Source organism: Erythrobacter sp. HI0063 (assembly GCF_001635685.1).
GTDB lineage: Bacteria > Pseudomonadota > Alphaproteobacteria > Sphingomonadales > Sphingomonadaceae > Qipengyuania.
Genome location: NZ_LWFF01000319.1, coordinates 45,308 through 63,311, shown reverse-complemented (window position 1 = coordinate 63,311; position 18,004 = coordinate 45,308). Strand labels below are relative to the sequence as shown.

Here is an 18,004-nt window from a genome sequence, read left to right as displayed (position 1 = left end):
GCTTGGCCGTGGCGATCGCCTGAAGCCCGGCGACACCCACGCCCATCACGAAAACGCGCGCCGCCTGCACCGTGCCGGCAGCGGTCATCATCATCGGAAAGGCGCGGCCATAGACGTTGGCGGCAGTCAGCACCGCCTTGTACCCGGCGAGGTTGGACTGGCTGGACAGGACATCCATGCTCTGCGCGCGGGTGATGCGCGGCATCAGCTCCATCGCCAGCGCCTCGAACCCGCCCTGCGCGTAATCCGCCACCAGCTCCTGCTGACGGAAGGGATCGAAGCTCGCCGCGACCCACGCGCCTTTCTTCGCGCCCGCCAGTGCCATGACCGGCGGGGCCTGGATGCCCAGCACGATATCCGCATCCGCGACGGCGCGGGCCGTGGGAAGCAATTCCGCCCCTGCTTCGCGATAGGCTTCGTCGGGATAGGACGCGGCGGCCCCCGCCCCCTCCTCGATCGCGACTGTCGCGCCCAGAGCGGTGAATTTCTTCACCGTTTCGGGCGTCGCGGCAACGCGGGCTTCTCCCGGTGCCGTCTCTTTCAGGATCGCGATCCGCACGGGCGCGCGATCAGGTGGCGATCAGGATCACGACGATCGCGGCGATCGCGGCGATCAGTGGCACCGACCATTTCAGATTGGCGATGAAGCTTTCATACATGCGGTTGGCAGACTTCATGTCCTGGCGCGATTCCATGGTATTCCTTCGAATGCTGAGTTGTGTTCCTTCCAACCTGTATCGCGGCCCGCGCCCGCGCTCAAGCCTTCCCAAAATCCGCGCGCTTCCGGAGGATAATCGCCTCTTTAACCATTTGGCGCTATAGAGATAGCCCGGTGCCGGATCGCGGCGCGGGTTTGGGAGTTGCGCGAACTATCATGGCCGATGGGGAAACCCGCCTGCTGATGCTGATCGACGACGAGCCGGTGCAGAGCCGCCTCGTCGGCGCGGTTGCCGCGCGTGAAGGCTGGCGCACGCTGGTCGCCGAAAGTGCGGACGAAGCGCTTGCCAAGCTCGATACGCCCGAAGGCCGGTCCCTGGGCGCGGTCCTTCTCGACCAATGGGTTCCGGGCGACGACGCCTGCAATCTGATCCGCGAGATCAAGACGCGCCGCCCCACGCTTCCCGTGCTGATGATCACGGCGAGCACTTCGCCCCTCCTCGCCGTCGAAGCGATGCGCGCCGGGGCGACCGATTATCTGATCAAGCCCGTCGCTGGCGAACGCCTGCTGCTCGCCCTGCGCAGCGCGACCCGGCCCGAACCGCCGCGTTTCGAACTGCAGCCGCTGGCCGAAAAGCTGGTCGGCACACTCGACTTCGACACCATGGTGGGCACTGCGCCCCCCTTCCGCACCGCGCTCGCCAAGGCGGCCACTGCGGCGCGCGGCCACGCCCACGCGCTGGTCGAGGGGGAAACGGGCACCGGCAAGGAAATGCTCCTGCGCGCGATGCATTCGGCAAGCCCGCGGGCCAAGCTGGAGATGCGCGCCATCTCGATCGGCGGAACGACGGCGGGTTCGATCGAATCGCTCCTGTTCGGGCATGAAAAGGGCGCCTTTCCCGGTGCCTTCGATCGCCAGGTCGGCCTGTTCGAAAGCTGCGACGGCGGCACACTGATCCTCGACGAGATCGACCGGCTCGACCCGCTGATCCAGGTCCGCCTCGCCGAAACGCTCGAAACCGGCATTGTCCGCCCGACAGGCGCCAAGCACGGCTTCCGCGTCGATATCCGCGTTCTTGCAGCCAGCGACCGACCGCTCGCTCCGCTGGTGGAAGCCGGGCAGTTTTCGTCCGACCTCTACGAACAGCTGGGCGCTGCGCATATCGTGCTACCCCCTTTGCGCGAGCGCGCCGGCGATATCCCCGCCCTTACCCGCTTCTTCCTCTCGCGCATCGGCCAGCAACCGGGCCTGCGCCACCATTCCATCGCCGATAGCGGGCTACACCTGCTCGAAGCCTATGACTGGCCGGGCAATGTCCGCCAATTGCAGGCGGTTCTGTTCCGCGCCGCGGTCTTCTCCGAACAGGAAGCGCTGACCGCCGACAGCTTCCCGCAATTGTCCGAACTGCTCGGCGACATGGAAGACCGCACCGAGAGCCGCCAGCGCGGGCTCGGCGTGATGCTCTACACCGATGACGGCAATCTGCGTCCGTTGGAAGAGATCGAGGCCGACGTGATCCGCCTCGCGATCGGCCATTATCGCGGACGGATGACCGAAGTGGCGCGGCGCCTCGGGATCGGACGCTCGACGCTCTATCGCAAGCTTGCGGATCTCGGCATCGACAACGCCGCCTGAGCGGCTTAGCTTTTACCCCATGACGAATTTTACCTTCGAAGGGCGCAGCGCGCTCGTAACCGGTGCGGCCTCCGGCATCGGCGCAGCCTGCGCCCGCTGGCTTGACCGGCAGGGCGTATCGAAACTCTGGCTGATCGACCGCGACGGTGACAGGCTCGCCGAACACGGCTTGGCCTGCGATGTCGAGACGATCGCGGACGATATCGCGGACGAAGCGCTCTGGACCGACCTCGAACCCAATCTCGCCGGGCTGGACCACGCCGTGCTCAACGCAGGCATCGGTGTGGGCGGCGCGATCGCCGATCATTCCTTCGAGGAATGGCGGCGCGGCATGGCGGTCAATCTCGACGGCGCCTTCCTGTCGCTGCGCGCCTGTTTGCGCGCGATGCGCGATAAGGACGCGCAGACCAAGACTACGCAAGAAAGCCGGCGCGGCAGCGTGGTCCTCACAGCTTCGATCACCGGGATCAAGCCGGTGCCCGGCATCGGCAGCTACGGAGTCGCCAAGGCAGGCGTCGCCCACATGGCCCGGATTGCCGCTGCCGAAGTTTCGAAGGACGGTATCCGCGTCAACGCGGTCGCGCCCGGCGGCGTGGACACAGCGATCTGGGACAGCTCGAAGGATTTCCGCGCCGGCGTGAGCGCGCATGGCCGCGAAGCGACGCTCGCCGCGATGGCGGCGACCACGCCGCGTGGTCGCTTCGCCACGCCGGACGAGATCGCGGGCGAGATCGGCTTCCTGTTGAGCGATCAGGCCAGCAACATCACCGGGACCGTGCTGGTGACCGATGGCGGCTATTCTCTCTAGGGCGCGCTCCACTCGACGGTCCGCTCGGCCCGGACCTCGCCCTTATTGCCGAGCAGGCGCAGCGTCAGCGCCTTGGCGCCCCAGTCGATATCGACCGTGCCGAAATTCTCTTCCGAGATGAAATCGGTGACGCGCTTGGGATCGGGCTCGCGCGCGGTGTTGCTGGCAGTATCGTTGAAAGCGAGATTGAGCGAGGAGCTGGTCAGCTCCCACATCTCTTCGCCCCCGATGCGTTCGCGATAGATGCCGCCCGCATGCCGGTCCCCCGACAACAAGAGAACCCCGCCCCCGGCGCGCTGGCCGAGCATTTCGTAAAGCCGCGCGCGTTCCTGCGGCATGGTCTCCCACGCCTCGTAATCATGCGCGTCGGTGATGACCTGGATCGAAGAAACGACGAGGCGCAGATCGGCGGGCTTTGCCAGTTCCTGGCGCAACCACGCCCATTGCTCCGCGCCCAGCATCGTCACGTCGGGCCCGGTATTGGGCCGCGAATACGGTCCCAGAGGCGGGCGATCCTCGCTATACGGGCCGCGATCGAGATCGGAGCGGAAGAAGCGCGTGTCGAGCAGGATCACCTGAACACGCTTGCCCGCTTCGGTCCCGATCGTGCGGCTGTCATAGACGCCGGGGCGCGAACGGACCTGGGCGCTCGAATCCCAGAATGTCTCGTAGATCTTTTCCGACAGGAGCTTGAACGCGAAGCTCGCTCCGCCATCGTTGAAGCCGTAATCGTGATCGTCCCATGTCGTCAGCATGGGAATTTCGCTGCGGAAGCGCGCGAATTCGGGATGGCTCGCCTGTTCGGCATAGCTGCTGCGCAGATCCATGAGCCCCGACCCGCCGTTCCAGCGCTGATCGCCATAGACATTATCCCCGATCAGCATGAACAGCTGAGGATTTTTCGCCGCGATCTTCGCCCACATATGTTGGCTGCGCGACTGGTGATTGCAGCTTCCAAAGGCGAATCGGGTCAGTGTGGCGCTCTCGTCCAAAGCCACGCCCTGCGGTGCGCGCGGCAGCGCGGTCTCGCCCGCCATCGCGGAATTATAGGGGGCAAAGGGCGCGCTGGTCGGCGCGTCGGCAGCAGCGGTGGTGCAGGCAGCGGCGCTCAGCGCGAGGAGGCTGGCGGAAAGCAGGCGGCGGATCATGGTATCACTCCTGAAATCTTGGCCTAAGCCATGATGGGCAAAGATTACGCTGGCAAGTCGCCGAAATCGGTCAGCGCCGCATCGCGCAGGCCGCGCCAGACATTGCGGGCCTGCACGGTTTCGAACACGTCGTGGACACGCACCAATTGAACGCCCGCGCGCATACCTTCCAGCGCCAGCGCCACGCTGCCGCCTAGCCGCTTATCCACCGGCGCCTCGTTCGACAGGGCGCCGATCGTGCGCTTGCGGCTCGCCCCCAACAATAGCGGCTGCCCCAGCGCGTGGAACAGCGGCAGCGCATTGATGAGCGCGAGATTGTCGGCAAGCGACTTGCCGAAGCCGATGCCCGGATCGAGCACGATTCGCTCGCGCGCGATCCCCGCTGCAATTGCCTCATCTCGCCGTTCGCGCAAAGCGTCGAACACGTCGAACACGACGTTGGCGTAAGCCGCGCCGCCATGCAGATCCTCGCCCGAAGCGCCCGGCGCATGCATCAGCACGACGGGACAGGCCGCATCGGCGACGACTTCCGGACTGCGCCGATCGTGCGCGAGGCCGGAAACGTCGTTCACCATTCCCGCACCCGCCTCCATCGCGGCTTCCATCACGGCCGCCTTGCGCGTGTCGATACTGACCGCGGCGCCCATCGCGGCGCAGGCGCGGATCGCGGGGACGACCCGCTCGATCTCGTCGCCTTCCCACAGGCGCTCGGCCCCTGGGCGAGTGCTCTCCCCGCCGATATCGATGATCGCCGCGCCCGCTTCCAGCATCGCCGCCGCATGGTCCCGGCCTGCCTCCGCATCGTCGAGGAAGCGGCCACCATCGGAAAAGCTGTCGGGCGTGACGTTCAGGATGCCCATAATCTGCGGCTGGTCGAGCCGGACGGTCCGCGATCCGATGGCGAGCGGCGCGTGCGCGAGCGTCAAATTCGCCCATTGCGCTTCCCCCTCCGCAGCGACACTGTCGGGCAGGCGCGCCAGCGTTTCCGCCATCGTGTCGGGCGCGGCCAGCCAGCGTTCGATGACCCGATCATCGCGCCGCAGGATCACGGCAAAGCGGCTGGCATAGACCATGCCGCCCGCCAGCCGGATCGCATTGCCATGTTCGGCCTGCGGACCGGGGGCGAAACCGATGGGGCGGATATAGACGCGGTCGGTCATGTCGCGCGCCCGGTGTTGACACTTGCGACACGGTTCGCGGTTCGATCCGTGCGATGGCGAGGGGTATGGCGGCAAGGCAATGCGGCGATAGGCATGGCCGCATCGCTAGCGAAAACCGACCGTGTAGGACAGCGCCTTACGTCCGGCGATAATCCTTCGACCATCTCGCACGGGAACCAGCCACCGAGGCCGATGCTTTTTCCATCGAAACCTCCGCCCCCGATTCCAGGAAATCCATGCCCCACACCCTGACGCTTCAGTCCATCCGCCCGATCACCCACGACGTGAACGAGCTGACCTTCATCCGGCCCGACGGCTACGAATTTCAGCCCGGCCAGGCGACCGATTTCGCCCTCGATCGGGACGGCTGGCGGGACGAGAAGCGACCCTTCACCTTCACCTCGCTCCCCGATGCGGAGCATCTCCAGTTCACGATCAAATCCTACCCCACGCATGATGGAGTTACTGAACAGATCGGCCAGATGGAGGGCGGCGAGGATGTTCTGATCGAAGATGCCTGGGGTGCGATTTCGGATCATGGGCCGGGCACCATCATCGCGGGCGGCGCGGGGATTACGCCCTTCCTGTCGATCCTGCGCGCGCGGCAGGCCGAGCATGGCGATCTCGACGGCTATCGCCTGATCTTCGCCAATTCCTGCGAGAAGGACATCATCCTGCGCGAAGAGCTGGAGCGGATGCCCGGCCTCAAGCTCGACCTCGTGCTCAGCGACGAAAATGTCGACGGAATATATCACGGCCAGGTCGACAGCGACTATCTCGACCAGGCCGATCTCGATTTCGGCGGCACCTTCTACCTGTGCGGCCCGCCGCCGATGCAGGAGGATGTCAGCACGCTGTTGAAAGCCCGCGGCGTTGCCGACGATCGGCTGGTGCACGAGGACTGGTGACAAGGCGTCCGAGACGGGATCGGGCTTCTATCCCGGCTCGCTGGCAAAGGCGCTGCGATCGAGGCCGTAGATAGCGACATCGCACACGCCCTTGTGCGTTTCCTCATAGGCGGGATGGAAAGCCTCGCGTGTGAAACCCAGCCTTTCGAGCGTGCGGATCGATGCCACGTTCTCGATATCCACTTCGGCCACCGCCTTGCGGGCTCCGCCATCGGCAAACAGGTGCCGAAGCAGCGCCTCGCTACACTCTACCGCGATGCCCTCCCTCTGCCGGTGCGCGCAGACAGTATAGCCGAGGTCCCAAACGCCCGCTTCCTCCACCGGCACCGCGACGAAGCGGCCGACGACCTCCTCGTCCGCATCCACGGCGATCCAGGTCAAGCCGGGCCATGAGGGATCGGCCAGCCAGCCCCATAATTCCTGCTCCGATTCGAAGGCTTCGCGCGTGAGAAAAAGGCATTGCGCCTCGTCACCCAAAGTCGGCAACAGCGCAGCCGCATCGCCGCGCTCGAGGGCGCGCATCGTGAAGCGCGCGGTCTCGAGTAAGGGCACGCCCGGTTCGGTAGGAAGGCGCGACCGGTCCGTCATCGTTCCGCCGCGCCCGGTTCTCAGTCCTCAGCCGCCAGCAGGTAGAGCTTGCGCGCCGCGTCGATCGGCTTGATCGCGCCGTCCTGTTCGAAATGCCAGAAGGTCCAGCCATTGCAGCTGGGCGCATTCTGCAAGTCCTTGCCGAGGCCGTGGATGCTGCCCGTCTGTTTTTCGTGAGCCAGCGATCCGTCGGCACGCACCGTCGCGGTCCAGCGGCGCTGCTTGTCGAACACCTGCGTGCCCGGCGGGATCAGCCCGTTTTCGACCAGAGCGCCGAACGCCACCTTGGGCGCGGCGCGGCCCGCCTGCATGGTGGTGAGCGCGCTTTCGTCGAGCGGCAGTTCCCGCGCGATCCGTTTCCGCGCGGCGTCGCGATAGAGCCCCTCGCGCTCGCACCCGATCCACTCGCGGCCCAATCTCTTTGCGACCGCGCCCGTCGTGCCGGTGCCGAAGAACGGATCGAGCACCACGTCGCCCCGCTCGGTCGTCGCCAGCAGCACGCGATAGAGCAGCGCTTCGGGCTTCTGGGTCGGATGGACCTTGTGTCCGTTTTCCTTCAGTCGTTCGCCGCCGTTGCAGATCGGGAGCACCCAGTCGCTGCGCATCTGAAGCTCGTCGTTCAGCGTCTTCATCGCGCGGTAGTTGAAATGGTATTTCGCCTTCTCGCCCTGCGAACACCACAGCAGGGTTTCATGCGCATTGGTGAACCGCGTGCCGCGGAAGTTCGGCATCGGATTGGATTTGCGCCAGACGATATCGTTCAGGATCCAGAAGCCGAGATCCTGCAGGATCGCACCGACGCGATAGATGTTGTGATAGCTGCCGATCACCCACAGACCGCCGTCGGGCTTCAGAACGCGCTTGCACTCCGTCAGCCAGGCCCTTGTGAAATCGTCGTAAGTCAGGAAGCTTTCGAAGCGATCCCACTCGTCGGTGACGGCATCGACATGGCTGCCGTCGGGCCGGTTGAGATCGCCGCCGAGCTGGAGATTGTAGGGCGGATCGGCAAAGACGAGATCGATGCTGGCATCGGGCAGCTGGCGCAGCCGCTCCACGCAGTCGCCATCGAGAATTTGTCCGAGAGGCAGGGAAACCGTCTGTTTTCCCGCCGATTTTTCCTTTTCGCGCGCAACCACGCGCGGCTTCGTGGTCTCCAAGACCCCCATACCGAATGCCCCTGTCCTTCGTACTTATCCACAGGGTGAGTCCAATCGGAGTCGAGGTCAAGCTCGAAGCGACGGGCGGTTGGCGAAGGAGCGCAGCGCCCTCGCACGGAACGAAAGGAGTCCGCGACTAGATATTGAGTCCCCTAGTCTTTTCGCGCCACACCATGCTGCGGGTGTGGCGCGAAGGACTCGCTGCCGGAGCGATCGAGATCGGTAAGGTCAGGCGGGCGCGAGGTCCGGATCGACGCCGGTCAGTTCGACCGAGCGATCCCACAACCGCTTCGCCAGGGCTTCATCCTTGGCCTTGGTGCTGGCGATGGCGCGGCCCGAACGCTTGCCGCTCATTTCGCGGAAGCCATAGGGTCCGTAATACTCGCCGCCTTCGGCAGCAGGGTCGGTTGCGGCCTGGAGCGCGGGCAGAGCGCCATCGGCGGCGCTGTTGAGCGCGAGCCCGACGACCGATCCGAACACGCTGCCGAGCGGTCCGAAATGGCGCGTTATCTCCGTCTGCGCGATCCCCGGATGACACGCCATGGCGCTGACCGAGGAGCCGGATGCGCGCAGCCGCCGGTCCAGTTCCTTGGCGAAAAGCAGGTTCGCAAGCTTGCTCTGCCCATAGAACTGCGTTTTCGAATACCCCTTCGCCGCGTCGAGATTGTCGAAATCGATGCCTGCGCCGCGATGGGCCAGGCTGGACTGGACGACCACGCGGCCGCCCCCGTCCTGTTCCAGCTTGTGCAGCAGCAGGCTGGTGAAGGCGAAATGGCCGAGGTGGTTGACCGCGAACTGCAATTCGCACCCGGCGGTCGCATGGTCGAGCGGCGGCATCATCACGCCCGCATTGTCGATCAGAAGGTCGATCCGCTCCTCATGCGAAGCTTCCTCCGCCGCCTGCCGCACGGAGGCGATATTGGCGAGGTCGAGATGGAGGAAGGCGAGATCGGCGCGCTCGGGGCCGCTTCTGATATCCTCGATGGCTTCGTTGGCCTTGTCGGCGTCGCGGCAGGCGAGGAGCACGCGTGCGCCCTTTCTGGCCAGCCCGCGTGCGATTTCGAGGCCGATGCCGGTATTCGCGCCGGTGACGATCGCGGTCCTTCCGGTCTGTTCGGGGATATCGGAATAGGCGAAAGTCATGCAAACATCTCCAATTGCGCTACCGGAGCGAAGCTGCGCCGGTGGTGGGGCGTGGGCCCGTATGTTCGCAATGCCTCGACATGCTCGCGTGTTCCGTAGCCCATATTGCGCTCCCAACCGTAATGGGGGTGCGCCAGCGCCGCCTCGCGCATGATCCGGTCGCGATATTCCTTGGCGAGGATCGAGGCGGCGGAGATGCAGCGCTCCTTCGCATCGCCTTTTACAATGGCGCGCGCGGGCCAGCGCCAGCCGGGCGATCGGCCCTGCGGCGTCAGATTTCCGTCGATCAGGGCCTCCGCAACGCTCTGCCCCAGCGCGGCTTCCGCCCGCTCGACCGCCAGCGTCATCGCCAGCATGGTGGCGCCGAAGATGTTGAGCCGATCGATCGCTTCGACATCGACCACGGCGATCCCATAGACGCAGCGCGCGCGGATGCTCGCTTCGAGCTTGGCGCGCGCTGCCGCGCTCAACACCTTGGAATCGGCGAGGCCACCCGGACATGGCTTGCATAGCACAACGGCGGCGGCCACAACCGGCCCCGCGAGTGGGCCGCGCCCGGCCTCGTCCACGCCAGCGACCAGCGGCGCGGAGCCAATTCCGCCTTCAGGAGTTCCCGATAGCATGACGACAAAACCTTTCCTTGCCGCCCTTCTATCCTCCAGCGCCCTGCTCGCAAGTTGCGGCAGCCCGTCAGGCGGGGAAACCGCCGCGCAATCGACGCCCGCACCCACCACCGGTACGCCCGCGACCGGCACCGCCACACCGATGGGCGAGCCGCAGGTTACGGCATTCGGCACCTATGACGAGCCTTGGGCCGCCGCTTTCGCGCCCGGCCCATCCATGCTGTTCATCACCGAAAAGCCCGGCACGATGAAGTTCATCGACACCGAAACCCGCCGCACCGGCACGGTCAGCGGGATGCCGCGCGTCGATTACGGCGGCCAGGGCGGCCTCGGCGAGATCGCGTTTCTGCCCAGCCAGCGCGCCGCCAATGTCGGCAGCCGGACGATCTATCTCAGCTGGGTCGAAGCCGGTGACGGCGACACGCGCGGCGCGGTCGTCGGGCGCGGTACGCTCAATTGCGGAACCCAGGATGCGAGCTGTAAGGTCGAAGGGCTGGAGACGATCTGGCGCCAGACGCCCAAGGTCAGCGGTCGCGGCCATTATTCGCACCGTATCGTGTTCAGCCCGGACGAGCGCTACATGTTCGTCTCCAGTGGAGAGCGGCAGAAGAAAGACCCCGCGCAGGACATTTCGAACACGCTCGGCACCATCGTGCGGCTCAATCTCGACGGAACGCCCGCCGCAGGCAATCCGCTCGCGGATCGCGGATCGCCCAGCGACGAGATCTGGAGTTGGGGCCACCGCAACATTCTCGCCATGGATTTCGATGCCGATGGCCGGTTGTGGGAGATCGAGCACGGTCCGGCAGGCGGCGACGAGCTGAACCTCGTCCAGAAAGGCGGCAATTACGGCTGGCCTACGCGCTCCAACGGCGAAAACTACAACGGCACGCCGATCCCGAACCACAGCCCCGACGATGGCTTCATCAAGCCGGTCATCAGCTGGACCCCGGTGATCGCCTCGGGCAATTTCTTCATCTACGATGGCGACTTGTTCGCGCCCTGGCGCGGCCAGGGGATCGTCGCGGGTCTCAAGACCGAAGCGCTGATCCGCATCGCCTTCGACGGCGACACCGCGCGCGAGGTCGGACGCGTGCCTATGGGTGAGCGCATCCGTCAGGTCGTGCAGGGCCCCGACGGCGCGATCTGGGCGCTCGAGGATGGCGACAACGGGCGGCTGCTCAAGCTGACGCCGGGCTGACATCCAGTCACGGCGGGCACAGCGAGCGCCGCTTGCCGGTAGGATAGCGCTATTTCATCGACAGGCCGGGGCCGCGCCCTTAATCCGCGCGGCCCATGGCGACTGCATTGCCCACCATCGTGCCGCTTTCGGCGATCGACTTCGACCTGATCGAGGATCTCCTCGACGCGGCTTTCGGCGAACAGCGCCGGGCGCGCACCGCCTATCGCATCCGTGAGGGCGTCGAGTGGCTGCCCGGCCTCAGCTTCGCAGCGCTCGACGATGAGGATTATCTGGTCGCCACGATCCAGCTCTGGCCCGTCGCCCTGACCGATCCCGACGGGCGGGCGCATCCGCTGCTGATGGTCGGCCCGGTCGCGGTGATGCCGGGGCGGCAGGGCGAAGGGTATGGCAAGGCGCTGATGGCCGCCTCGCTCGCGGCTGTCGATAGGCTCGGCGAAGGCTCGTCCGCCGCGCTGCCGCAGGTCCTGATCGGCGATGTCGACTATTACGGGAAATGGGACTTCAGCCCTGCGCATACCGGCGGCTGGCATTGCCCCGGCCCGTACGAACAGGGCCGCCTGCTCGCCCGCACGAACAACGCCGCCATCCTGCCGCGCGAAGGCATGCTGGGCCCCTGGATGGGCTGAGGCCGTTCGCCGGTTCGGGGAGGATTGTTTCGCCCGCCCGCATCTGCCAACGCCACGCACATGGTCTACACTCCGCCCCCCGAGCTCGCCGGTCTCAGCCTCGCGCAGATCGCCGAACAGGTCGAAGCCCGCAAGTTGCCCCCGGTCGAACGCTGGACGCCGCAGGATGAAGGCGACAGCGGCATGCGCATCGCCGCCGACGGGACCTGGTATCACGATGGCAGCCCGATCAGGCGCGAAGCGATGGTGCGCGCGTTTTCGGGCCTGTTGACCCGTGACGAGAACGGCGCCTACTGGCTGGTCACGCCGTTTCAGAAGCTTTCGATCGAAGTGGAGGATGCCTGCTTCATCGCCACCGATTGCCGCCTGGTCGAAGATGGAATCGCCTTCCGCCTCAATACGGATGATCTGGTGGTCGCCGGGCCGGACCATGCGATCCGCGCCGCCGGAGATGCCGAAGCGCCCGCGCTCTACGTCCATGTCCGGCGCGGCTGCGAGGCACGCCTGAACCGCTCGACCTACGAACAGCTTGCCGAAATCGCGCTGGCGCGGGGGCAGGACTGGACGGTTATGAGCGGCGGCGAAACCTATTCGCTGCTGCCCCCCGCCCCGGAATGAGCGACCTGTTCGACCGGCTGGTCCGCCTGTCCGAAGCGGGCCATGCGCGCGACATACCCGACCTGATGACCGATGCGCGTTTCGCCGATGCCGAGCGGACTGCCGATGCCGCCGTGCTGATCGCGGTGACGGATCGGCCCACCGGCCTCATGCAGCGAAGCGTTAGGCCGGAAAACAACGGCCTGAAGCAGCGAAGCGATAGGCCACACTACGACGGGCCCGGCGTCATTTTGACGCAGCGCCCCACGACCATGCGCGACCATCCCGGCCAGGTTGCCTTTCCCGGTGGCAAATTGGAACCGGGCGAGGACGCGGTCACTGCCGCCTTGCGCGAAGCGGAAGAGGAACTGGCGCTCGATCGCGATCAGGTGCGCCTGATCGGCACCACCGATCGCTATCAGACCGGGACCGGCTTCGACATCACCCCCGTGCTCGGCGTGATCGCCCCCGACCTGCCGCTGCGCGCCGATCCGCGCGAGGTCGAAAGCTGGTTCGAAGCGCCCCTGTCGCTGGTGATGGATGCGGACAATTGGACGCGCAACGAAGTGTTCTGGAAAGGCGCGATGCGGCAATATCTCGAACTCGATTATCGGGGCTATCGCATCTGGGGCGTGACGGCGGCGATCTGTTACAATCTGTCGCGCCGCCTCGAATGGATGGAAGCGACACAGTGACCGATCTCCCCCCCGCCCCCTGGACCCAGCGCGCCGATCTTGCGCAGCTTGCCGCGACGCTCGGGCCCGACGCGATGCGCTGGGTCGGCGGCGCGGTGCGCGACACGCTGCTCGGCATCCCCGTGGCCGATGTCGATTGCGCGACGCTCCATAGGCCCGAACAGGTGATCGATTTGTGCCGCGACGCCGGTATCCGTACCGTGCCGACCGGGATCGAGCACGGCACCGTTACGGCCATTCTCGAAACCGGCCCGGTCGAGATCACCACGCTGCGCCGCGACGTCAGCACCGATGGACGCCGCGCGACGGTCGCCTTCGCCGACGACTGGCGCGAGGATGCGGCACGGCGCGATTTCACCATCAACGCGCTCTATGCCCATCCAGAAACGCTGGAGATCACCGATTTCTTCGGCGGGCTGGCCGATCTGGAGGCGCGCCGGGTGCGCTTTATCGGCGATGCGCGCCAACGCATTCGCGAAGATCACTTGCGCATCCTGCGCTATTTCCGCTTCCAGGCGCGCTTCGGACGCGAGACCGAAGACGGGGCATTGGCGGCCTGCAGCGAACTGGCCGAAACGCTGAAAGGCATCAGCCGCGAACGCGTGGCGATGGAATTGCTCGGCATCCTCGCTCTGCCCGATCCGGTGCCGACTGTCCGCCTGATGGACGATGCAGGCGTGCTGCGCGTGATCCTGCCCGAATCGCGCGCCAGCGAGATCGCGGCGCTTGCGCGTCTGATCGAAACCGAGCGCGAACACGATGCCGAACCGGAGGCGATCCGCCGCCTCGCCGCGCTGCTGCCCTCAGTGCCCAGCCTCGCCGAGACCGTGGCGGCGCGGCTGCGGCTGTCGAAGCAGCAGCGCGGACGCCTCGCCTGCGCGGCGGCACGTACGCCGAACGACGCGCAACTTCCCCGTGCGCTCGCCTATCACGAGGGGATGGGATGCGCGCGCGACCGGCTGTTGCTGACCGGCGCCTCGCCAGCCTCGCTCGACGATTGGACGCCGCCCCATTTTCCGTTGAAGGGTGGGACGATCGTGGCGCGCGGTATCGCCGCCGGGCCGGACGTCGCGCGGATCATGCGCGCCGTCGAAGCGCGCTGGATCGCGGAAGACTTTCCCGGCGAGGCCCGGATCGAGGCGCTGCTGACGGAAGAACTGGCCGAACGTTAAAGGCCACCGCACGCGCGGCAACCGCGGCTTCAGGCCAGCTTAATCGCGAAACCCTATAACCGGACCCACGGTTGCATTGCAGCGCAGCATCCGTTTAGAAAGCCCTCTCCCGCCATCGCGGCGGACCGTCCGGCGGTAGCGGATTGGCGTTTCGCGTCTCGTGCCGCCCCTCATTCCCGATCCCGCTTCCGGCGCGTCTTTCGCGTCTGGGGGATCGCGTAGAAAAACACCAATCGGAGTTCCTTTATGAAGACCCTCGCATCCGCCCTCGCTCTCGCAGTCGCGACGATCGCCACTCCGGCGCTCGCCAACGATCAGGTCGTCGCCGGTGCGACGGTCTACGGGCCCGAAGGCAATCAGGTCGGTACGATCACGCAGGTCGAAAACGGCCAGACCTTGCTCGACACGGGCACCCATCAGATTCCGCTCGCCGTCGACATGTACGGCGTGGGCGAAACCGGCCCGACCATCACCGTGACCAAAGTCCAGCTCGACACCATGATCGAACAGCAGATGGCCGCCGCCAATGCCGCGCTCGACGCAGCGCTGGTCGAAGGCGCCACGATCATGACCGCCGACAGCCAGACGCTGGGCACCGTCGGAACGGTCGAAGGCGACAACGTTCTCGTGGTTCGCGCCGAGGATGCGGGCGAATTCACCGTTCCGCGCAACTACTTCGTCGCGACCGAGGGCCAGCTGATCGCGCGCCTGACCATGGCGCAGGTCGATGCCGCGCTGGCGGATATGGAAGCCAACGCCGAAGCGGCCGCCGATATGTAAAATCCGATCCTTTCGGGATCGCATAAGGCCGGGAGCGCTGGGGGGCGCTTCCGGCCTTTTTCATGCCCCCACCGGGGAAGGAACTGCGCCCTATTCGAACCGGTTGTCGCGCGGGAAACCCTGCGGCGGCATCCGGCCCGCGCCGCCGCGCGCGACCTTCCATTGCCACATCTCGTTCTCGGTTCGCGTGCGGCCTTCCTTGCCGCCCATGGTCCAGCTGAGCCCGTCTTCCAGCTTGAAGGTGATCGCGTCCGATAGGCCGCCGTCGCGATAGCGCTGCAATTGCACGCCCTGTCCGCGCGCGAGTTCGGGCAGCTCTTCGAGGTTGAAGACGACGAGCTTGCGATTGTCGCCGACCACCGCGACGTGGTCGTCCTCCGCCGCGATCGGGCGCACGACCTGCAATTTCGCCTCGCCCTTCAGATTCACCACCTGGCGGCCCTTGCGGGTCTCGGCCAGCAGGTCGTCCGTGTTCGCGGCGAAGCCCTTGCCCGTATCGGCGGCGAGCAGCAGGCGCTGTTTGGGCCGGTGGACGATCGCGGCCACGATCTGCGAACCCGCATCGATGTCGAGCGTGTTCCTGACCGGTTCCCCGAACCCGCGCGCGCCGGGCAATTTGTCCGCGCCCAGTGTGAAGAAGCGCCCCGTATCGGTGACGAGCAGCAATTTGTCCGTCGTCTGCGCGTGCAGGACGAACCCTTGGGCATCGCCTTCCTTGTATTTGAACTCCTGATCGAGCGGCAGATGCCCCTTGGCGCCACGCACCCAGCCCTTCTGCGAGAGGATCACCGTCACCGGCTCCTTCTCGATCATGGCTTCCATGCTGAATTCGACCATGGGTTCGGCTTCCGCGATCAGCGTGCGGCGCGCGCCGAGTGCGGTGTCCGGCCCGTATTCCTTGCGCAATTTTGTAAGATCGCGCTTCAGCCGCGTGCGCTGGCGGGCGGGCGAGCCGAGCAGCTTTTCGAGATCGTCCTGCTCTTTCAGGAGATCGTCCTTCTCCTGCCGCAGCTCCATCTCTTCCAGCTTGCGCAAGGATCGCAGCCGCATGTTGAGGATCGCTTCGACCTGCCGTTCGGTGAGAGAGAATTCCTCCATCATCACCGCCTTGGGATCGTCCTCGTAGCGGATGATCTCGATCACGCGGTCGAGATTGAGGAAGGCGACGATATAGCCTTCGACCAGCTCCAGCCTTCTCGCGATCTGATCGAGCCGGTGGCGGCTGCGGCGTTGGAGGATCTCGATCTGGCTGGAGACCCAGTTCGACAGCAATTCCTTCAGCCCCATCACCATCGGCGTGCGCGTTGCGTCGAGCACGTTCAGATTGAGGCCGAACCGCGTTTCGAGGTCGGTGAGCTTGTAGAGGCTTTCCTTCAACAACTCGGGATCGACATTGCGGCTGCGCGGGACGAAGACGATGCGGATGTTCTCGTCGCTCTCGTCGCGCACATCTTCCAGGATCGGCAGCTTGCGATCGGCGATGGCGGCGGCGATCTGTTCGATCAGCTTGCCCTTCTGCACCTGGTAGGGGATCTGATCGACGACGAGCTGCCACTGGCCCCCGCCCAGCCGCTCGATCCCCGCCTCGCGATCCTTGTCCGTGCTCGCCTCCGCCGCATGGAAACGCGCGCGCAGGCGGAAACTGCCGCGCCCGGTCTCGTAGGCGGCAGCGATCGTTTCCGGGCTGTCCACCACCAGCGCCCCGGTCGCGAAATCGGGCCCGTGGAACAGCTCCATCAGGCGGGCATGTTCGACCTGCGGATTGTCGATCAGTTCCAGCGTCGCATCGACCACTTCGGCGACATTGTGGCTCGGGATATTGGTCGCCATGCCCACCGCGATCCCGCTCGATCCGTTGGCGAGTAGGTTGGGGAACAGGCCGGGAAAGATCTCCGGCTCGCGCTCTTCGCCGTTATAAGTCCGGATGAAATCGACCGTGCCCTCGTCCAGCCCCTCCATCAGGCGCAAGGCCGTTTTGGTCAGGCGCGCTTCGGTATAGCGATAGGCGGCGGCGTTATCCCCGTCGATATTGCCGAAATTCCCCTGCCCTTCGACCAGCGGATAGCGCAGCGCGAAATCCTGCGCGAGGCGGACCATCGCATCGTACACGCTCGCATCGCCATGCGGGTGATATTTGCCGATCACGTCGCCGACCACGCGGGCGGATTTCTTGAACGCGTCGGTCGGGTTCAGCTTCAGCTGCCGCATCGCCCACAACAGGCGGCGATGGACCGGCTTCAGCCCATCGCGCAGATCGGGGAGCGAGCGCGCGGTGATCGTGCTTAGCGCATACACCAGATACCGTTCGCTCAGCGCGCTGTCGAAGGGGGCATCGACGATCGCGTCGAAGGGATCGGGTTCGTCCATCACAGTGGTATTGTCGGCAGCCATGCCATTCACCCTATCACCGCCCCGGCTCGGCTAGAAGCGCGGAACGCCATGCTTTCCCCATGCGTAAGTCCGGTAACACGAACTCAATGGAGATACTCTCATGGCAAAACGCGTCCTCATCCTCGCCACCAACGGTTTCGAACAGTCCGAACTGATGAAGCCCAAGGCCAATCTGGAAAAGGCGGGCATCGAAACCACCGTCGTCAGCCTCGAAAGCGGCGAGATCAAGGGCTGGGATACCGACGATTGGGGCGACAGCGTCAAGGTCGACAAGACTCTGGACGAAGTCAGCAGCTGCGAAGGCTATGACGCGCTCCTGCTGCCCGGCGGCCAGATCAATCCCGACCTTCTGCGCGTGGAAGACCGCGCCGTCGCCCTCGTCAAGGATTTCGCCATGTCGGGCAAGCCGATCGCCGCGATCTGCCACGCCCCCTGGCTGCTGATCGAAGCGGACATCGTGAAGGGTAAGACCGCGACCTCCTACAAATCGATCCGCACCGACCTCAAGAATGCGGGCGCGAACGTGGTCGACCAGGAAGTCGCGATCGACGGCAATCTCATCACCAGCCGCAATCCGAACGACATCCCCGCCTTCAGCAAGGCGCTGATCGAAGCGGTCGGCGAGACTGTGGACGAGAAGGCTCTCGAAACCGCCTGATCACACGCACAGTCCGATTTTTTTGAGAACCCCGTCGCAGCGATGCGGCGGGG

17 protein-coding genes and 1 pseudogene are annotated in these 18,004 nt (G+C 65.6%); 10 read left to right on the top strand and 8 right to left on the bottom strand.

Annotation, left to right across the window (positions count from 1 at the left end):
- Positions 1 to 559 (bottom strand): annotated as a pseudogene (locus tag A3736_RS12860) (NAD(P)(+) transhydrogenase (Re/Si-specific) subunit alpha); the annotation flags it as partial.
- Positions 560 to 874: 315 nt separating this feature from the next.
- Here A3736_RS12860 and A3736_RS12850 point away from each other — a divergent pair.
- Together A3736_RS12850 and A3736_RS12845 are read left to right on the top strand one after the other, a co-directional pair.
- Positions 875 to 2,293, top strand: a complete 1,419-nt coding sequence (locus tag A3736_RS12850) for a sigma-54 dependent transcriptional regulator (RefSeq protein ID WP_067683594.1) — start codon at positions 875 to 877, stop codon at positions 2,291 to 2,293.
- 19 nt (positions 2,294 to 2,312) lie between these two features.
- Positions 2,313 to 3,101: an SDR family NAD(P)-dependent oxidoreductase gene (locus tag A3736_RS12845; protein ID WP_067683591.1), complete on the top strand. Its 789-nt coding sequence runs from the start codon at positions 2,313 to 2,315 to the stop codon at positions 3,099 to 3,101.
- Here the strand turns inward: A3736_RS12845 and A3736_RS12840 are convergent.
- Both A3736_RS12840 and folP read right to left on the bottom strand, forming a co-directional pair.
- Positions 3,098 to 4,249, bottom strand: coding sequence for an alkaline phosphatase D family protein (locus A3736_RS12840; RefSeq protein ID WP_067683588.1), 1,152 nt, complete (start codon positions 4,247 to 4,249; stop codon positions 3,098 to 3,100). The genes A3736_RS12845 and A3736_RS12840 overlap by 4 nt on opposite strands.
- 44 nt (positions 4,250 to 4,293) lie before the next feature.
- A complete protein-coding gene (gene folP, locus A3736_RS12835; protein ID WP_067683585.1) occupies positions 4,294 to 5,409 on the bottom strand; it encodes a dihydropteroate synthase in 1,116 nt (371 codons plus the stop codon).
- Between the two features lie 236 nt (positions 5,410 to 5,645).
- Between folP and A3736_RS12830 the strand changes: the two genes are divergently transcribed.
- On the top strand, positions 5,646 to 6,317 hold the full coding sequence (locus tag A3736_RS12830; RefSeq protein ID WP_067683582.1) for a flavodoxin reductase: 672 nt from the start codon (positions 5,646 to 5,648) through the stop codon (positions 6,315 to 6,317).
- A 27-nt stretch (positions 6,318 to 6,344) separates the two neighbouring features.
- On the opposite strand, the gene A3736_RS12825 is transcribed toward A3736_RS12830, so the two are convergent.
- From A3736_RS12825 to A3736_RS12810, 4 genes are all read right to left on the bottom strand, one after another.
- Positions 6,345 to 6,905, bottom strand: a complete 561-nt coding sequence (locus A3736_RS12825; protein WP_082851478.1) for a GNAT family N-acetyltransferase — start codon at positions 6,903 to 6,905, stop codon at positions 6,345 to 6,347.
- 20 nt (positions 6,906 to 6,925) lie between these two features.
- A complete protein-coding gene (locus tag A3736_RS12820) occupies positions 6,926 to 8,071 on the bottom strand; it encodes a site-specific DNA-methyltransferase (protein ID WP_067683579.1) in 1,146 nt (381 codons plus the stop codon).
- 219 nt (positions 8,072 to 8,290) lie between these two features.
- Positions 8,291 to 9,205, bottom strand: a complete 915-nt coding sequence (locus A3736_RS12815) for an oxidoreductase (protein ID WP_067683577.1) — start codon at positions 9,203 to 9,205, stop codon at positions 8,291 to 8,293.
- Positions 9,202 to 9,828: a ribonuclease HII gene (locus A3736_RS12810; RefSeq protein WP_067683575.1), complete on the bottom strand. Its 627-nt coding sequence runs from the start codon at positions 9,826 to 9,828 to the stop codon at positions 9,202 to 9,204. Before A3736_RS12810 ends, A3736_RS12815 begins: the two co-directional genes overlap by 4 nt.
- On the opposite strand from A3736_RS12810, the gene A3736_RS12805 reads away from it, so the two are divergent.
- The 6 genes from A3736_RS12805 to A3736_RS12780 all read left to right on the top strand — a co-directional run bounded on the left by A3736_RS12805 (position 9,827) and on the right by A3736_RS12780 (position 14,902).
- Positions 9,827 to 11,029, top strand: coding sequence for a PQQ-dependent sugar dehydrogenase (locus A3736_RS12805; RefSeq protein WP_067683572.1), 1,203 nt, complete (start codon positions 9,827 to 9,829; stop codon positions 11,027 to 11,029). The two genes, A3736_RS12810 and A3736_RS12805, sit on opposite strands and share 2 nt — an antisense overlap.
- A 95-nt stretch (positions 11,030 to 11,124) precedes the next feature.
- Positions 11,125 to 11,658, top strand: coding sequence for a GNAT family N-acetyltransferase (locus A3736_RS12800; RefSeq protein ID WP_233999381.1), 534 nt, complete (start codon positions 11,125 to 11,127; stop codon positions 11,656 to 11,658).
- Between the two features lie 60 nt (positions 11,659 to 11,718).
- A complete protein-coding gene (locus A3736_RS12795; protein WP_067683569.1) occupies positions 11,719 to 12,276 on the top strand; it encodes a DUF1285 domain-containing protein in 558 nt (185 codons plus the stop codon).
- Positions 12,273 to 12,950 (top strand): CoA pyrophosphatase, encoded by a 678-nt coding sequence (locus tag A3736_RS12790; protein WP_067683566.1) that lies wholly within the window; start codon positions 12,273 to 12,275, stop codon positions 12,948 to 12,950. Before A3736_RS12795 ends, A3736_RS12790 begins: the two co-directional genes overlap by 4 nt.
- Positions 12,947 to 14,122 carry a CCA tRNA nucleotidyltransferase gene (locus A3736_RS12785; RefSeq protein WP_233999380.1) on the top strand — a complete coding sequence of 392 codons (1,176 nt, stop codon included), beginning with the start codon at positions 12,947 to 12,949 and terminating at the stop codon, positions 14,120 to 14,122. The genes A3736_RS12790 and A3736_RS12785 overlap by 4 nt, the downstream gene beginning before the upstream one ends.
- A gap of 246 nt (positions 14,123 to 14,368) precedes the next feature.
- Entirely contained in the window at positions 14,369 to 14,902 is a 534-nt protein-coding gene (locus A3736_RS12780) for a hypothetical protein (protein ID WP_067683560.1), read from the top strand.
- Positions 14,903 to 14,992: 90 nt separating this feature from the next.
- Here the strand turns inward: A3736_RS12780 and parC are convergent, their stop codons facing one another.
- Positions 14,993 to 17,293 carry a DNA topoisomerase IV subunit A gene (gene parC / locus A3736_RS12775; protein ID WP_067683557.1) on the bottom strand — a complete coding sequence of 767 codons (2,301 nt, stop codon included), beginning with the start codon at positions 17,291 to 17,293 and terminating at the stop codon, positions 14,993 to 14,995.
- Positions 17,294 to 17,393: 100 nt separating this feature from the next.
- Between parC and A3736_RS12770 the strand changes: the two genes are divergently transcribed.
- On the top strand, positions 17,394 to 17,951 hold the full coding sequence (locus tag A3736_RS12770; RefSeq protein WP_067683554.1) for a type 1 glutamine amidotransferase domain-containing protein: 558 nt from the start codon (positions 17,394 to 17,396) through the stop codon (positions 17,949 to 17,951).
- Positions 17,952 to 18,004 lie beyond the last annotated feature (53 nt).

Coding starts and splice junctions, on each gene's coding strand:
- A3736_RS12850 (WP_067683594.1), top strand. CDS start 875: ATGGCCGATGGGGAAACCCGCCTGCTGATGCTGATCGACGACGAGCCG.
- A3736_RS12845 (WP_067683591.1), top strand. CDS start 2,313: ATGACGAATTTTACCTTCGAAGGGCGCAGCGCGCTCGTAACCGGTGCG.
- A3736_RS12840 (WP_067683588.1), bottom strand. CDS start 4,249: ATGATCCGCCGCCTGCTTTCCGCCAGCCTCCTCGCGCTGAGCGCCGCT.
- folP (WP_067683585.1), bottom strand. CDS start 5,409: ATGACCGACCGCGTCTATATCCGCCCCATCGGTTTCGCCCCCGGTCCG.
- A3736_RS12830 (WP_067683582.1), top strand. CDS start 5,646: ATGCCCCACACCCTGACGCTTCAGTCCATCCGCCCGATCACCCACGAC.
- A3736_RS12825 (WP_082851478.1), bottom strand. CDS start 6,905: ATGACGGACCGGTCGCGCCTTCCTACCGAACCGGGCGTGCCCTTACTC.
- A3736_RS12820 (WP_067683579.1), bottom strand. CDS start 8,071: ATGGGGGTCTTGGAGACCACGAAGCCGCGCGTGGTTGCGCGCGAAAAG.
- A3736_RS12815 (WP_067683577.1), bottom strand. CDS start 9,205: ATGACTTTCGCCTATTCCGATATCCCCGAACAGACCGGAAGGACCGCG.
- A3736_RS12805 (WP_067683572.1), top strand. CDS start 9,827: ATGACGACAAAACCTTTCCTTGCCGCCCTTCTATCCTCCAGCGCCCTG.
- A3736_RS12810 (WP_067683575.1), bottom strand. CDS start 9,828: ATGCTATCGGGAACTCCTGAAGGCGGAATTGGCTCCGCGCCGCTGGTC.
- A3736_RS12800 (WP_233999381.1), top strand. CDS start 11,125: ATGGCGACTGCATTGCCCACCATCGTGCCGCTTTCGGCGATCGACTTC.
- A3736_RS12795 (WP_067683569.1), top strand. CDS start 11,719: ATGGTCTACACTCCGCCCCCCGAGCTCGCCGGTCTCAGCCTCGCGCAG.
- A3736_RS12790 (WP_067683566.1), top strand. CDS start 12,273: ATGAGCGACCTGTTCGACCGGCTGGTCCGCCTGTCCGAAGCGGGCCAT.
- A3736_RS12780 (WP_067683560.1), top strand. CDS start 14,369: ATGAAGACCCTCGCATCCGCCCTCGCTCTCGCAGTCGCGACGATCGCC.
- parC (WP_067683557.1), bottom strand. CDS start 17,293: ATGGCTGCCGACAATACCACTGTGATGGACGAACCCGATCCCTTCGAC.
- A3736_RS12770 (WP_067683554.1), top strand. CDS start 17,394: ATGGCAAAACGCGTCCTCATCCTCGCCACCAACGGTTTCGAACAGTCC.